Source organism: Sphingomonas sp. Sphisp66 (genome assembly GCF_047324325.1).
Taxonomy (GTDB): domain Bacteria; phylum Pseudomonadota; class Alphaproteobacteria; order Sphingomonadales; family Sphingomonadaceae; genus Sphingomonas.
Genome location: NZ_CP168508.1, coordinates 2,023,970 through 2,039,965, shown reverse-complemented (window position 1 = coordinate 2,039,965; position 15,996 = coordinate 2,023,970). Strand labels below are relative to the sequence as shown.

The 15,996-nt window shown below is 66.6% G+C and carries 8 protein-coding genes; 3 read left to right on the top strand and 5 right to left on the bottom strand.

All coding sequences use genetic code 11. The features are described from left to right. Positions 1-49: 49 nt before the first annotated feature. Entirely contained in the window at positions 50-2,332 is a 2,283-nt protein-coding gene (locus tag ACEN8G_RS09950; protein WP_413415415.1) for a TonB-dependent receptor, read from the bottom strand. 170 nt (positions 2,333-2,502) lie between these two features. Next, positions 2,503-4,386 carry a hypothetical protein gene (locus ACEN8G_RS09945; RefSeq protein WP_413415414.1) on the bottom strand — a complete coding sequence of 628 codons (1,884 nt, stop codon included), beginning with the start codon at positions 4,384-4,386 and terminating at the stop codon, positions 2,503-2,505. 296 nt (positions 4,387-4,682) lie between these two features. Between ACEN8G_RS09945 and ACEN8G_RS09940 the strand changes: the two genes are divergently transcribed. Then, the gene (locus tag ACEN8G_RS09940) at positions 4,683-7,544 is read left to right on the top strand and encodes a TonB-dependent receptor domain-containing protein (protein WP_413415413.1); all 2,862 of its coding nucleotides are present in this window, start codon (positions 4,683-4,685) and stop codon (positions 7,542-7,544) included. Positions 7,545-7,673: 129 nt separating this feature from the next. Here ACEN8G_RS09940 and ACEN8G_RS09935 read toward each other — a convergent pair whose 3' ends face one another. Further along, the gene (locus tag ACEN8G_RS09935) at positions 7,674-12,317 is read right to left on the bottom strand and encodes an autotransporter domain-containing protein (RefSeq protein WP_413415412.1); all 4,644 of its coding nucleotides are present in this window, start codon (positions 12,315-12,317) and stop codon (positions 7,674-7,676) included. A gap of 168 nt (positions 12,318-12,485) precedes the next feature. Continuing rightward, entirely contained in the window at positions 12,486-13,478 is a 993-nt protein-coding gene (locus ACEN8G_RS09930) for a helix-turn-helix domain-containing protein (RefSeq protein WP_413415411.1), read from the bottom strand. Positions 13,479-13,618: 140 nt separating this feature from the next. Between ACEN8G_RS09930 and mazG the strand changes: the two genes are divergently transcribed. Further along, on the top strand, positions 13,619-14,377 hold the full coding sequence (gene mazG / locus ACEN8G_RS09925; protein ID WP_413415410.1) for a nucleoside triphosphate pyrophosphohydrolase: 759 nt from the start codon (positions 13,619-13,621) through the stop codon (positions 14,375-14,377). After that, positions 14,377-14,706 (top strand): low molecular weight protein tyrosine phosphatase family protein, encoded by a 330-nt coding sequence (locus ACEN8G_RS09920; RefSeq protein WP_413415409.1) that lies wholly within the window; start codon positions 14,377-14,379, stop codon positions 14,704-14,706. The genes mazG and ACEN8G_RS09920 overlap by 1 nt, the downstream gene beginning before the upstream one ends. Before the next feature lie 3 nt (positions 14,707-14,709). On the opposite strand, the gene hflX is transcribed toward ACEN8G_RS09920, so the two are convergent. Continuing rightward, entirely contained in the window at positions 14,710-15,996 is a 1,287-nt protein-coding gene (hflX, locus tag ACEN8G_RS09915; RefSeq protein WP_413415408.1) for a GTPase HflX, read from the bottom strand.

Here is a 15,996-nt window from a genome sequence, read left to right as displayed (position 1 = left end):
TACGCCTCGCGGGCCCCTTCCCGCTCCCGGAGGGAGCGGGAGATTTCGGTTACTTGAAGTTGAAGCCCAGCGTCACGCCATAGGTCCGGGGCGCGTTGCTCGTGCCGTTGTCGCCGCTGTTGGTCGCGCCGAGCTGGCTCCAGTAATGCGTGTCCGTCAGGTTCTTGCCCCACACGCGGACCGTCCATTTGTCGCCGGGAATCTTCCAAGCAATCGAGGCATCGAGCAGGCTGTAATGACCCTGGAACACGCGCTCGTCGGTCGTGCCGACATAGCCGTCATTGTAGTAGTAATTGCCCGCGATCGTGAAGGTCCCGGCATTCTCCGTCGGGATGTCGAGCGACGCGCCTACGCTCGCGGTGAACTCCGGCGTGTTCTGCAGCTTGTTGCCCGAGGCATCGCCGCGCAGCAGGCAGTTGCCGCCGAGCTGGGCGAAGGGGCTGCCGAAGGTGCCGAGGCAGCTCTGCCCCGTCGGGATCACGAATCCGGCCGGCAGCGGGAACGGCACCGAGATGATCGCATTGGTGAAGTTCGTGTAGCGCGCGTGCGTGTAGTTCACGCCGCCGAACAGCTTGAAATCATGGCTGACCTGCCAGGTGATGTCGGCGTCGATACCATAGATATGGGCGCCGTCGGCATTGTAGATGCTGTTGGCTCCCGAGATGACCTGCTGCACCTGGATGTTCGACTGGTCGTAATAATATGCCGCGACGTTCAGGCGGACGTGCCGATCGAACAGGTCGGACTTGATGCCCACTTCATAGGCGTCGACCACTTCCGGATGGAGCAGGATGATCGGCGAGACCTGTGCGATATAGGTGCCGCTGCGGAAACCTCGGTTGTAGCTCGCATAGGCCAGCAGCTCGGGCGAGAAGCGGTGATCGAGCGACGCCCGCCAGGTCAGCTTGTTGAAGTTATGATCGTCGGCCGAGTTGGTCACGGTGCGAGTATTGGTAGCGCCGTTGAACGAGATCGCCTGTGCCGTCAGCGAGCGCTGGTCGCTGGTATAGCGGATACCGGCGGTGAAGTTGGTGCTCTCGCCAAAGGTATAGGTGCCTTCCGCGAAACCCGAGAAGCTGTCGAGCTTCACGTTGTTCACCTGGTCGGTATAGCCGTTGCCGCCAAAGGTGAGCAGCCCGCTCGACCGGCTCTGCGCGCTGCCGGCGCTGTCGTGCATGTAGAAGCCGCCCAGCACCCATTTGAAAGGGCCCTGGCTGTCCGAGATCAGGTTGATCTCCTGGGTGAACTGCTTGTCGTACTGGATATTGTCGATCACCAGCCGGAGCAGCGCGGTGCCGTCGGGGTCGAAATAATAAGTGAAGTCCGATTTGCGGTAGCCGGTCATGCTCTTCAGCGTGAAGCCGCCGAAATCATGGCTGATCGTCAGCCCGGTGCCCCATTGCCGCGTCGTCATCCGCGGATCGATATCCGAATAGATGTCGCGGTCCGGATCGCCGCCGGCGGCGATGATCTGGTTGGGGACGTTCTGGCCCAGCGCGTTGAGCTTGAAGTTGCGGAAGGCCGGCTCCGAGGCATAGCGCCCGTTGAAGTCGCCGCTCAGCAGCACCGACGTATCGGCATCCGGCTGCCAGAGCAGCTTGGCGCGGCCCGCCCAGGTGCGGCCGTTCTGGATGTCGTTGCCGGTGACGACATTCTTGCCGAAGCCGTTGCCGCGATCCTCGACCTGGGCCGAGATGCTGGCGGCCAGCGTGTCGGTGATGCCGCCGGTCAGGAACAGCGCGCCGCTGAGCGTCGAGTAGTTACCGAAGCCGATCTGGCCCTTGGCCTGGGTCTCGAAGCTCGGCGCCATGGTGGTGATCTGGATGAGGCCGCCGGTGGCGTTGCGCCCGAACAATGTGCCCTGCGGGCCTTTCAGCACCGCCACCTGATCGGTGTCGAACAGCGACTGGAGCACACCGAAGGACGCGCCGTAATAGAAGCCGTCGACATAGACGGCGACTGGGTTCTCGATGCCCGGGCCCTGGCCGGTGGCGCCGACGCCGCGGATGCGCGGCAGGCCGATGCCGCCCGTCGCGGTGGTGACGTTGAGCGCGGGCACGCTGGCCTTCAGGTCCATCGTGTCGGCCGTGCCGGCGGCGCTCAGCTGGTCGCTGTTGAGCGCGGTGATCGCGATCGGCACGTTCTGCGCGCTTTCCTGGCGCTTCTGTGCGGTGACGACGATGTCGACCAGGCCCGACTGGTCTTCCTGCACCGGCGCGGCGGCAGCAGCGGGGGCGGCATCCTGCGCGAAGGCGGGCATCACCCAGACAGCGGCGCCTGCCAGCAGTGCCCCACGCACCAGCCCACGCGCCACGCGATTGCGGTAGCTCATCAAACTTCCCTCCCTAACCGCCAGTCGAGCCGGCGTTCTTCGTCGTCAGCTGTCCGGTCCACGTTCATGGACCGCGCCAAGTTATTTGTTTCGACGATGAGGTTTACTTCGGCGGCGTGGCTTCCTGCTGATCAGAAACCCGCAGCCGCCGATAGTTTTGCTGATCTATATCAGCGCTTCGCCGGCAAATAGAGCGGCATCGAATCTTCCCACTTGCTGTCGGTCACGATCAGCTTGCCCGAACCGTCGCGGTTCATGATGTAGATCTGGCCATATTGCTGGAAAGTCTGGTCGTAGAGCGCGGCTTCGTCGCGGAAACCATGCTGCGATCCGCTCCACATGATCCGGTTGTCCGCGGTCCACACCGCATGGCCGTCGCTCGATTCATGCGTCGTCGCGCGGAAGAGATTCGAACCGTCGGGGCTGATCGTGTAGATATCGAAGTTTCCGTCCTCGATACGCTTGCGGGTGAAGACGATGCTCTTCCCGTCGGGCGACCAGCCGGGGAGATTGTCATAGCCCTGGGTGAGCACCCGGGTCTGGCGCGTCTCGAGGTTGAGGATGCGCAGGCCCTTCTCGTCGTCGCTCCACAGGCGATAGACGATCTCCTTGCCGTCGCCCGAATAGCTCGGGAAGCCGCAATGCTGCTTGCCGTCGGTCAACTGCTCGGCGCCGGTGCCATCGGCACGGACGCGCCACACCGCCGCATTGGCCTTGTCGCGCAGGAAGAACCACGCCCCCAGCCCGAAGCTGATCCACTCGCCATCGGGCGACCAGGCCGGCTGGAACGCGCCCGCGAGACCCTGCTGCACCAGCTTGGGATCGAGCCCGCGATCGGCCGCATCGAACACCTTGCGCTTGCCGCTGCCGTCCGGCCGCATCACCATGATCGAGCTGTTGCCGGTCTGCTTGTCGGTATAAACGATCCAGCCTTGCTTCGACATCAGCGGGAAGACGTCGGTCTCGCGATAGTCCCAGTCCTTGTCCCAGCTGTAGAGCGGCTTCCACACCGATCGCGCCGGGCGAAACGCGACCTTCTCGTAGATCACCTGCCGGCCGTCGTCGGACCAGTGCGGCGAGCGGATGAACGCCTGCTTCACCGCCGGGCGATCGCTCGTATAGGCCAGCCCTTCGTTAGGGCCGTACTTCACCAGATAGCCGATCTCGCTGTTCGAAAGGAATTGCGGCTGGAGCTTCAGCTCGTTGTCAGCCTGGTGCTCGACGCGTTCGCCACTCGCCACATCGACCGAGACGATCTTCGTCGGCGTCTTGCCCACATAATTGGGTCGACGTGCGCCCCAGGTCGCCTCCACGGTCATTTCGTAGAACACGATCCGCCGCCCATCGGGCGACCATTTGGGCGAGCCCAGGCAATAGCCGGGCTTGGTCGCCACCTTGCGGAAGCCCTTGCCGTCCACGCCGATCACATAGATCGACAGCTCCTGGGTATGTTCCCAGCCATGGCCGTTGTCGTGCCCGGTCCAGGCAGTGTTTCGATCCGAGGAGAAGGCGATCCACTTGCCATCCGGCGACCAGGCCGGGCGGTAATAGCAGTCCGGCTTGCCGTCCTCGCCGCGGACATCCCTGGTGCCCGTAAGCTGGCGCGTGCGACCGGACTTCAGGTCCATCAGCCAGATGTTCGCGCGGTAGCCGTTGCGGGTGGAGACGAAGGCGAGCGTCCGCCCATCGGGCGAGAGCACGCCGGCATCGTCCATCGGCGCCCCGGCGACGAGCGGCTGGACCAGCTTGCCGTCGGCGCTCGCGCGGAAGATGTCCGACTGGCCGTCGCCGTTCCGCTCCGAGGTGAAGAGGAAGCCGCCGCCCGGCGCGAACACGCCATTATATTCGAAGCGCGTATCGGCAAGCAGCTTGCGTTCGTTCGAGCCGTCGAGCCCCGCGATGTAGAGTTCGGAGACCGAGGGCGCGATGCGGTTCATCAGCATCACGCCCTTCTTGCCCGGCGTCGTCACCGGCCCCGCCCAATCCTCCGCCAGCGCCGAGCGCGCGGCCAGCGCAGTACCGGGCAGCGCCCACAGGAAATCACGACGACGCATCAAAACTCTCCCGCTCGCCCGCTCGTGAGGCGGGTCATCCTGGAGGCGAGTTTCGCCGCACGCGTCGTCCGGTCCAATCACAAAACCGCAGGCCCCGATCATTTCTGTTCGGGCGCCACGCATGCCGTAGCGCAAAATCTATCATCGCCCCGGCCAAACCAATGCGGACCGATCGCTGCCCGGCGCCTAACAGCTAGCCTCGCCGGCCCCCAAAGAAGCGCCGGCCAAGCCACCCGTCCAAAAGAGCGGGGGCAGAGAATACCCAAATCGGATAGAAAATGATTGGGGAGGATAGATTGAGCCCGAAGTTCCTTTGCGCGCTGCTTGCAGGTACGAGCACGCTGATCCTGTCGTCGCCCGCGCTGGCGCAGACCGCGCCCGACGCGACCACCGCTACCACGCCGCAAGCCGAAGACGCGCCGCTCACCACCGAGGGGCAGATCATCGTCACCGGCTCGCGCGTGATCAAGAATGGCGACAACAGCCCGTCGCCGGTCACCGTCATCTCCACCGAGGACGTGCTGACCTCCAACCCCGGCTCCACCCTGGCGGACGCGCTCAACACCCTGCCCGCCTTTGCCGGCTCGCGCGGTTCGTCGAGCAACCCCACCACCGTCGGCAGCGCCGCGGGCGGCAACGGTTCGGCCAACCAGCTCAACCTGCGCAACCTCGGCGCCACCCGCACCCTCGTCCTGCTGGACGGCAAGCGCATCCCGCCGACGCTGTTCAACGGCGTCGTGGACGTCGACATCGTGCCCCAGATGCTTGTCCAGCGCGTCGATATCGTCACTGGCGGCGTCTCCGCCGTCTATGGCTCGGACGCGATGTCGGGCGTGGTCAACTACGTTCTCAACCACAATTTCAACGGCATCCGGGCCGAGGCGAGCCGCGGCATCTCCGAATATGGCGACGATGCGAAGACCGACCTTGCGATCGCTTGGGGCGGCAATCTCGCCCAGGGCCTGCACCTCGAGCTGAGCTACGAATATCGCAAGGAGGACGGGATCGATAACCGCTCCTCGCGCCCCTGGCTCAACCAGGTCGGCGTGACCGGCGCGGGCACCACCGCCAATCCCTATGTGCTGCAGACCAACCTGCGCCAGAATGCCTTCCCGTTCGGCGGCCTGATCACCAGCGGCGCGCTGAACGGCCAGACCTTCGCCAGCAACGGCGTGCTCAGCCCCTTCGTCCGTGGCACCTCGACCGGCACCTCGTCGATCGAGATCGGCGGCAGCGGCGGCTATTGGGACTCCTCTCTGATCGCGAAACTGGAGGGCCACCAGCTGTTCGGCCGGCTCGACTATGACGCCCCGGGCGGTGGCGTGCATGCCTATGTCCAGGGATCGGCCAACTTCAAGACCAACACCAGCTATGCCGAGACCAGTCAGCTCAACAACGTCACGATCAGCCGGACCAACGCGTTCCTGCCGGCTGCCTATCAGGCGCTGATCCCGACCACCCAGCCCACCTTCACCTTCTCCAAGTTCATGAGCGACATCCCGCGCAACGAGGCCGTATCGGACTCGAAGCAGTGGATCGTCGCCGCGGGCCTGGACGGCAATCTTGGCGGTGCGAAATGGGCGGTGAACTACACCCATGGCCGCTCCGAGCTCGACACCGCGCTCGGCAACGTCATCAACCGCCAGAAGCTCTCGGCAGCGCTCGACGCGGTGAACAGCGGTGGCCAGGTCGTCTGCAACATCAGCGTGACCAATCCCGGCCTGATGCCCGGCTGCGTGCCGATCAACGTGTTCGGCCCCAACGCTGCCTCGGCAGCGGCGATCGATTACGTCACCGACACCGTCTATTTCTCCTCGGTCACCGAGATGGACGCGGTCTCGGGCGAAATCTCGGGCTCGCCGTTCAGCACCTGGGCCGGTCCGGTCTCGGTCGCGCTGTCGGGCGAATGGCGGAAGACGAGCTATTCCTCGAAGAGCAGCTCCACACCGGCCGACTTCGTCAACTGCACGGGCCTCCGCTACAATTGCGTCGCGACCAACACGGTCAATGAATCGAGCTTCGGCCAGGACCTTGCCGGGCATAGCCTGTCCGTCTGGGAAGTCGCCGGCGAGTTCGACCTGCCCCTGCTGCGCGACGTGCCCTTCTTCAAGTCGCTGAATATCAACGGGGCTGTGCGCTACACCAAGTACAATGTCAGCGGCGACTATGTGACGTGGAAACTCGGGGCCGACTGGCACCTCAACGACTGGATCAGCCTGCGCGCCACGCGCTCGCGCGACATCCGCGCGCCAACCCTGTTCGACCTCTACGCGCCGCTTTCGATCGTCCAGGTCCGCGCGCTCGATCTCTACACCAACACCACGCCGACGGTGCCGAACCCGAATTATTCGAACCCGAACCTGACGGCGGAGATCGGCAACACGCTGACCGGCGGCGTGGTGCTCAAGCCGGTGCGCGGCCTCAGCCTCGCGGTCGATGCCTATCGGATCAAGATCTCGGACGCGATCACCCAGATCAACGGCCAGACCGCCGAGATCCAGCTCGCCTGCTATGCCAGCGGCGGCACCTCGCCCTATTGCGCGCTGCAGAGCCGGCCGCAGGGCCTGAACGGCAACACCAGCGCGGCCAACCAGGCGACGAGCTGGTCGGCGCGCTACCTCAACATCTCGAACATCGAGGCCTGGGGCATCGATGTCGAGGCCAACTATACCGGCCGCCTGTTCGATCGCCCGATGAGCATCCGCCTGCTCGCCGCCTATCAGCCGGACCTGATCTTCCGCCAGCCGGGGCTCGCGGACATCGACATGGCGGGGGTAGGCTTCGGTGCACTGGGCTTCTCGGCCACGCCGACGGTGCGCCTCACCGGCTATCTCCATGTCGAGCCGGTCGAAGGCATCTCGCTCGACATCATGGAGCGCTGGCGCAATGCGATGAAGCTGGGTGCCGACGGCACCGGCGTGATCCAGAACAACCGGATCGCGCCGTTCGCCACGACCAACCTCAACCTGGCGTTCAACGTGCCGGGATCGAAGGGGAACTATCAGTTCTACGTCAACGTGCAGAACCTGTTCGACGCGACCCCGCCGCTCGCCGCCTATGTCGGCAACGGCACGCGTGCGGGCCTGCGCGACGGCTTCGCGCTCGGCGACGATCCGCGCGGCCGCTACTACACCGCCGGCGTGCGGCTGAAGTTCTAAGCTTTCGAGCCGTCGAAAGCCGCTTCCGGAGCGTTCGGCGGCCCTCCGGAATGCACGGTGGGTGTATAGCCGCTTGGCGTGGAAGCGGCCCATCCCTGATCCGATGGGCCGCTCCAGACCGACATGTTTTCAGAACCCCAGGCTGAAGCTGGCGCGGACCGACTGGTCCGAGGCACCCGACCCGAACTGGCCGCCATAGGCGATACCGAGCACTGCCCTGGAGGTCAGCGCGACATCGATCCCGGCGTCGAGCGCGGCCGCGTTGCGCGCGATCGGGGTGCCGGCGATCCGGAAGCTGCCGCCACCGCTCGCGAACTGCATCGCGGATAGCGGCGTCACGTCGCCGAACGCGTGGCGCCAACCCAGTGTACCCCGCGCAATGAGCTTCGCGCCGCCCAGCGAGAAGGAAGGCGCGGCACGCAGGCCCAGCGTCGAGAAGCTGGTGCTGCTGTCCGTCGAGGCGAGTCTCAGTGCTGCCGCCCCGCCCTTCTCGGTGATGCCGTCGATGCTCAACCGGACATGGGCGAAATCGGCGAAGGGCTCGACGCGGGTAGCTCCCAGCTCGATGCGATAGGCGAGTTCCCCGAAGACCTGGGTGGTCCGGGCATCCTGCTCGCCCTTGAGGCTGTCCGAGAAGCTCGGGAAAGCGACCAAACGCGTCGTGTCGAGCTGGTGCCAGCCATGGGACACGCCGAGCCGCACGGCCGCGGCACCGAGATCCGCACCGCCATAGATGCCGATCTCATAGCTTTCGCGTTTGCCTGACGAGCTGTGTGCCCGGGTGTCGAAGCTGGCTTTGCCATAGCTCCCCACTATGCCGAGCCGCGCCTTGCCGAGGACCGAGGTGTCGGCGCCGAGAACGAAGCCGTTGACCGACCGGTTGAGGCGCGCGGCGTTGCCGTCGCTCGCCCAATGGCCCCAGGAACCGAAGCCATTGCCCCAGATGGCGAAGCCGGCATCGGCCGCACGCAGGCGGTCGGTGGCGGCATCGCGCAGGAACCGGCTGTCCTCGATCAGCGCAGTGCGGGCGGAGGCATGGATCTCGCCGGAGAGCTGGTCGAACGCGGCGCGCCCCTGCTCGGCCGAGAGGTTGACGGCCGCTGCGAACACCGGACTGCTCCAGCCCAGCGCCTGGGTGGCGGTGCCGGTCGCACGCTGGTTCGGCGTCGCGCCGATGCTGGCGAAGCTGATGTCGTTGCGCCGCAGCCGCAGATAGACGTTGTTGCCGTCATAGCTGAGCGACGGGTCGAGGAAGGCGAGGTTCGAGGTCACGCCGGCGAACCGGCCGGTGCCGGTGATCCCGCCATCGGCATGGAGGATCAGATAGCTTGTCTCGGGCCGGTAGTTGCCCGCCCCTGCCAGCACCGAGACGGTGCCACCGTTGATGGTGGCGGCGCCCGTGGTGACGATACGGTCCGAGAGGCCGGCGGCATCGGCTTCGACCTCATAGGTCGAGCCGGTGTTGAACACGATGTTCCCCGCGACGTTGAGCGTGCCGATCGAGTTGCCCGGCGCGATCGTGCCTGAGACGATGGTGTTGCCGAGGGTGCCGGTGCCCTGCAGTCGCCCCGCCGCCAGCACGGTTACCGTGCCGCCGAGCTTGCCGTTCATTGCCAGCGTACCGGCTGCAACCGTGGTGGTCCCCGTATAGCCGCTCGAATCGCCGGTCAGCTCGGTCTTGCCCGAGCCTGCCTGACGGAGGTTGCCGGTGCCGCTAAGCACGCCGGCGAAGACGATATTGTTCGAGCGGTTGAAGGCCAGTGTGCCGTTGTTCGCGACGTTACCCGTGATCGAGCCGGTCGTGCCGCCGTTACCTAGCTGCAGCGTAGCGCCGGTGGCGATGCTGGTGCCTCCGGTATAGCCATTGTCGGCGGTGAGCGTGACGTTGCCGCTCAGCACCTGCACCGTGCCGGTGCCCGAGATGGTGCCGCCGAAGCTGGTCGCGTCGGACCGCGCAAAGGCCAGCGTGCCGTTGTTGGCGACGTTGCCGGCGATCGAGCCGGTCGTGCCGCCATTGCCGATCTGCAGCGTGCCGGCCTGGATCGTGGTGCCGCCCGAATAGCTGTTCGTGCCGGTGAGGATCAGCGTCCCGGCCTCGGTCTTGGTGATGCCGCCGGTGCCGGTGATCTCGGTGGCGATCTCGGCACTGTCGGCGAGCACGCGGATCTCGCTTCCTGCGGCATCGGTGACCAGCTGGCCGCTGCCCTGCAGGACATAGCCCCTGTCGACGAACTGGAGGCCGAGGAACGACTGCGCGCCTTCCAGGGTGATGGTGCCGCCGGCATAGCCGTTGTCGTCCTTGAACACGGCGTAGTTGCCGGCCCAGCTCGCCGGGGCGGTGCCGCCCTGGTTGAGCCACTGGGTGCTCGCGGCGTTCCAGGTGCCGTCGCCGCCCTGCCAGTGCTGCAGCGTATCGTCGCCGACGATCAGCGACGGGCTGATGAACAGGTCCACCGCGCCGCCGCCGACCCGCAGCTCGTAATTGACGTCGCTGAGCCCGGGCGTGGTACCGATCACGGCGGTGTTGCTGGTGAGTGCGCCGTAATAGCTGATCAGCCGGTAATAGCCGATCCCCGCCGCGCCATCGGCCGGGTCGCCGCTCTGGCTCAGGTTGATCGTGCCGTCGAGCGCGAGGTCGCCGCCCGAAACGATGATCCGGTCGCTGATGCTGAACGTGGCCCCGTTATTGTCGGGCCGGCCCAGCTCGAAATCGAGATTGCCGCCCGCCGCGACGGTGAGGCCACCGACGACGTTGAGCGTGCCGATCGAGTTGCCCGGGGCGAGATGGCCGCCGCTCTGCACGGTCGTGCGGCCGATGGTGCCGGAGCCGCCAACCGTGGCGCCGGACGCCACGGTGACGCTCGAGCCGAGCCGACCGTTCACTGTCAGCGTGCCTTCCTCGACAAAAGTCGTGCCGGTCAGCCAGGACGAATCCCCGGTCAGCGTCAGCCGCCCGCTGCCGGTCTTGTGCAGGTCGCCGGCGTCCAGGAGCGTGCCGGCATAGCTGGCGTCGCTGGTCTGGTTGAAGGTCAGCGATGCGCCGGCCAGGATCTTGGCGTTGCCGGTGAAGTGGCTCGCATTGGCGATCACGCTTCCCTGGTTGATTGCCCAGTCGACAGAGGAACTGCCGGTCAGCGTGACCGTGCCGCTGCCCATCTTGAGCATGGTGCCGCTGCCGGAGATCGTGCCGGCATAGCTGCCGTCGAACGCCTGGTTGAATGCCACGACGCTGGTGAGCGGAGCGGAGGTGAAGGTCAGGTCGCCGCCCAGGCTGTTGGTGTCGCCGACCAGGTTGCCGCCGGTGATCCGCCAGTCCTGATCACCGGTGCCGGTGAGCGTCCAGGTGCTCGTCCCCGATTTCTCGAAGGTGTCGAAGCCCAGATAATAGTTGAAGCTGGCAGTGGAGCCGATCTCGGTGACGTCGAAGGAGGAATCGGTGCTGCCGCCCAGCGCCAGCACATTGTTGACGCCGCCGGCCTGAACCACGACGCCGCCATCCATATAGGAGCCCGCGCGCAGCTCGAGCCGGTTGTTGTCGCCGTACAGGCCGATCGCCAGGTTGCGCTGCGAGGAGGCGTTCACGCCGCCGCGGATGATCCCCGAATTTATGATGGTGGAGCCGCCATGCTCGGCGCCCACCACGCCCATTCCGCCCGGGCCGACCGGGGTGCCGAACGCATAGCGCGGGCCACCCGCGCCGCCATTGATCTCGCCGGCATTGGTCAGCGTGACGGCCTGGCCGTCCATGAGGCGCACGCCCGCACCGCCCCTGCCGGTATAATAACTGCCACCGGAGTTGCCGGTATTGTTGTAGCCGCCCCGGCCGCCGATGATGGTGCCGGTCGCGCTGTTCTCGACCGTGCCGCCCCAGGCCCGCACGCCGTCGCCTCCGGCGCCGCCGCGCGAATAGCCATAGCCGCCCTCGCCGCCGGCGATCGCGCCCTGGTTGACCACCGTGCCGAGATTGCTGAGCACGCCGACGCCGCCGGCGCCGCCATCAGTGCTGAAGGTGCCGCCTTCGCCGCCCGTAACGCTGTTGCCGTTCCGGATCGTCAGCGTGCCGCCGTCATAGAGGAACACGCCGGCACCCGAGCCGGCATATTCCCGCCCCATGCCGCCGGTGATCGTGGTGAAGGCACCGCCCGTGCCGCCATCGACCGTGACGCTGCCGCCATAGAGCAGCACGAGTGCCGCGCCGCCGCCGCCGCTGCTGCCCTGATATGCACCCTGACCCCCTTGGCCCCCGACCACGTCATAGCCCTGGGTGGTGACCTGGACATTGGCGCCGGTCAGCACGAGCCCCGCGCCGCCGCCGCCGGCCGAGCTGCCTCCGCTGCCGGCGCCGCCGATATAGTCGGTCGCGAAAGCGAAATTGCCGGTGGCCGATACCACATTGCCAGTGCCGCCGGCGCCGCCCGGCTCACCGGCAGTAGGGCCGCCCGCGCCGCCGCCCCCGGCCGCGATGTCATTAGGCGTGCCGGGCTGGCCGCCCGCACCCCCGCCCGATCCGATGCCGCCTGCCGATGCCGTGCCATCCGGGGTCTGCGCCGCCGAACCGCCGATGCCGGAATTGGCACCACCGCCGCCGCCACCGATACCGCCCTGTCCAGGGGTGTTGCTGCGCCCGTAGTTGGCGCCGTTGCCGCCACCCTGGGTGTTCTTCTGGGCATGCGCCATCGAAGGCGCCAGGCTGATCGCGAGGGCGAGCGCCGCCAGCGAAGCCGAACCGCGAACCAGACGCGCCGACCGCGCCTTGAGAAACTGATGCTGCATAGCCCACCCCGATGGCGGCCCGTCTCGCCGGGCCGGAATTACATGTTGAAAGTCGGGGGCCCTTCGCCGCGGTTCCCCGGACCTGCGGCGATGGCCCGGCCGGCGCTTGCCACGGGGGTGCGACGGCTCACTATGCGATTCCGGCATGAACGCGCGGAGGCGCTGGAGTTAGTGCGCGCTCCTGCGCAGCGTATCGGATGGGCGCTCACCGAAGCGCAGGCGATAGGCCTGGGCGAAGCGGCCGAGCTCCCAGAAGCCGTAATGCATCGCGACGCTCGTGATCAGCGTGCTGGCCGGGTCCGACGCCAGCAGGGTCGCGCGCACCCGATCGAGCCGCCGGTTGCGGGCATAGTGCATCGCGCTTTCGCCCAGGAACTCCTGGCAGGCGAGGTTGAGGGTGCGCTGCGGCACGCCTACTGCCGCACAGATCGCCCCGAGCGACAGCATCTCCTCCGGCCGCTCCTCCACCGCGCGCTCGAACCGTGCGACGATGTCGCGGTGGCGGCCGAGCGCGGCGCGGTCGGCGCTCACCCGGCCCTGCACGAGGCAGGCGAGCAGGCTGTCGAGGATCGCACCGGAGAGCGCCCGCGCCGGATGCGGTGCCTCGACGATCCACGGCGTATCGCGGATCACATCGGCGACATCGCGCATCAGCCCGATGAGCCGGGTCAGCGCAGCCTCAGGCGCATGGAACATCCGGTCGTCGTCGAGCGGCACGCCGTGGTCGGTTCCGATCAGGTCGGGAGCATGGCCGGCGAGCAGGTCGAACGGCATTGCAACGATGCCGAAGGCCCAAGGCATGCCGGCGGGTGATCCGGTCACCGTCCGCTCGTCCGGGCGGAAATGGAAGATACGCCGGCCGAACAGCTTCCGGCCCGAGACCTGGCGAACGATGCCGGGCTCGGTGGCAAACATGAAGGTGTGGACATTGGGGATCGCCGCGGTCTGCGGGATGCCGCGGGCGAACTTGCCGATGCCGATATTGAGCCCGTCGAAAACCGCGCGGGCCAGCATCGCGTGGAAATTCCTGCCCGAGCCGCCCAGCGGGTTGGGGCTGCTCCCCGAATTGATCCCGCCGATCGCCGATGCCATCGCGTCAGGGTCGGAAAAGGTGCCGAAATAGCTTCGGGAAGCCGTTTCGGCTCGGGGATCGGGCGACATCGTTACGGGAGTAGCTCTGTCTTGCGGCCTTGCCAACATAGGCGGGTTTCCATGGCTTTCCGGCGCGATCGATGGCGCCGGGCTTTTCTTCCCGCCGCCCACTTCCTAGGGTCGGCACGTATCTTCCGGAGGCTCCTTCCTTGACCGCACCCGTGCCCGCAATCGACCGTCTCGTCGCCATCATGGCGCGGCTTCGCGATCCGAAGACCGGTTGCGAATGGGATACGGTGCAGACCTTCGCCACGATCGCGCCCTATACGATCGAGGAAGCCTATGAAGTGGCCGACGCGATCGAGCGCGGCGACATGGCGGATCTCAAGGACGAGCTTGGCGACCTGCTGCTCCAGGTGATCTTCCACAGCCGGATGGCCGAGGAAGCCGGTGACTTCGCCCTGGCCGACGTCGCCAATGCGATCAGCGACAAGATGGAGCGCCGCCACCCGCACATCTTCCTGGGTGCGGCCGAGGGCGGCCATCATCTGTGGGAACAGATCAAGGCCGCGGAGCGGGACGAAAAGGGGCATGAGAGCGCGATGGACGGCGTGGCGATCGGCCTCCCCGCCCTGCTCCGTGCCGAGAAGCTCCAGAAGCGCGCCGCCCGCACCGGTTTCGACTGGCCCGACCCTAGCGGCGCCCGCGCCAAGATCGACGAGGAACTGGCCGAGGTCGAGGCCGCTTCGACGCCGGCCGAGATCGAGGACGAGGTCGGCGACCTGCTGTTCGCGGTGGTCAATTGGGCGCGCAAGCTGGGTGTCGATCCCGAGGCAGCCCTGCGCGGAGCGAACGCAAAATTCGAGAAGCGTTTCAGGACGATGGAAGCCGAAGCTGGAGATCTGTTCGAAGCGATGGACCTCGATGCCAAGGAGGAGCTCTGGGTGAAGGCGAAACAGGCGGGGTGATGAAGAACGTCCTGTTCGTCTGCAGCCAGAATCGCCTGCGCAGCCCCACGGCGGAGCAGATCTTTGCCGATCATCCGGCGATCGAGACCAGCTCCGCCGGCACCAACAACGACGCCGAGAACCCGCTCAGCGCCGAGTTGATCGAATGGGCGGACCTGATCTTCGCGATGGAGCGCGAGCATCGCAGCAAGATCCAGAAGCGCTATCGTTCGGCGCTGAACGGCAAGAACATCGTCGTGCTCGGCATTCCCGACGAATATGAATTCATGGATCCGGAGCTGATCGCGCTGCTGCGTGCACGGATGGCGCGCTACCTGCCGCCGGCCTGAGCTTCAGCGCGTCAAAAACCGCTCATAGTCCCGCGGCGCCATCCGGACTTCATAGAACGCCTGATCCCCCTCGATCCGCTGATCGAGGACTTCGCCATGCTGGTGAAGCCAGGCAGCCCCCTGTCCGTCGGCCGGATCGAGAGGGACGGTGTAGCGGCGGTGGCCCTCGGTCAGGCGGGCGGCGACGGCGGCGATCAGGGCGTCCACCCCTTCCCCGGTCACCGCGGACACCGGCATGACGTCCTCGCGCTTGGCCGCTTCCGCCAGCAGCTCCTCGCGGCGTTCGGTGTCGAGCAGGTCGATCTTGTTCCAGGCCTCGAAGCGTGGCGTGGCTTCGGCGACGCCGATCTCGGCCAGCACCGCCTCGACATCGTCCTTCTGCGCCTCGCTGTCCGGATGGGCGACATCGCGGACATGGATCAGCAGGTCGGCCGAGACCACCTCTTCCAGCGTCGCCTTGAACGCGGCGACGAGCTGGGTCGGCAGCTCGGAGACGAAGCCCACCGTGTCGGAGAGGATCGCCTTGTCGATGCCGGGGAGCGAAATCTGACGCAAAGTCGGATCGAGCGTGGCGAAGAGCAAATTCTCCGCCATGACGTCACTTCCGGTCAGCCGATTGAAAAGCGTGGATTTTCCGGCGTTGGTATAGCCGACCAGCGCGATCACCGGCCAGGGCGCACGCTGGCGCCGGTCACGGTGCAGGCTGCGGGTGCGGCTGACCGAGTCCAGTTCACGGCGCAGGCGTGCCATGCGGTCGCGGATCAGCCGGCGGTCGGCCTCGATCTGGGTCTCGCCCGGGCCGCCGAGGAAGCCGAAGCCGCCGCGCTGGCGCTCGAGGTGGGTCCAGCTGCGCACGAGGCGGCCGGCCTGGTAATCGAGGTGGGCCAGCTCGACCTGGAGTCGGCCCTCAGCGGTGCGCGCGCGCTCGCCGAAGATCTCGAGGATCAGGCCGGTCCGGTCGATCACCTTGCACTTGAGGCCGGTCTCGAGGTTGCGCTGCTGCACCGGCGTGAGGCTCGCGTCGAATACGGCGAGCGTCAGCTCCTTGTCGCGGACCGTCTCGGCCAGGGCTTCCACCTGGCCCGAGCCGATCAGCGTGCCGGGCTTGGGCGCGCGGATGCGCAACGGCACCCGCTCCACCACATCGACGCCGATCGCGGCGGCGAGGCCGGCGGTCTCTTCAAGGCGAGCATCAGCGTCGCGCGAGCTGCCGCCGAGGTCCGGATAGACCACGACCGCACGCGCGCCCCGGCTGAATTCATCGGGGTCGCGTTCGAAACCGGTAGTCAT

What these genes read in the sequence shown, in the direction of transcription:
- ACEN8G_RS09950 (WP_413415415.1), bottom strand. Translation starts at nt 2,332, where the DNA reads ATGAGCTACCGCAATCGCGTGGCGCGTGGGCTGGTGCGTGGGGCACTG.
- ACEN8G_RS09945 (WP_413415414.1), bottom strand. Translation starts at nt 4,386, where the DNA reads ATGCGTCGTCGTGATTTCCTGTGGGCGCTGCCCGGTACTGCGCTGGCC.
- ACEN8G_RS09935 (WP_413415412.1), bottom strand. Translation starts at nt 12,317, where the DNA reads ATGCAGCATCAGTTTCTCAAGGCGCGGTCGGCGCGTCTGGTTCGCGGT.
- ACEN8G_RS09930 (WP_413415411.1), bottom strand. Translation starts at nt 13,478, where the DNA reads ATGTCGCCCGATCCCCGAGCCGAAACGGCTTCCCGAAGCTATTTCGGC.
- ACEN8G_RS09920 (WP_413415409.1), top strand. Translation starts at nt 14,377, where the DNA reads ATGAAGAACGTCCTGTTCGTCTGCAGCCAGAATCGCCTGCGCAGCCCC.
- hflX (WP_413415408.1), bottom strand. Translation starts at nt 15,996, where the DNA reads ATGACTACCGGTTTCGAACGCGACCCCGATGAATTCAGCCGGGGCGCG.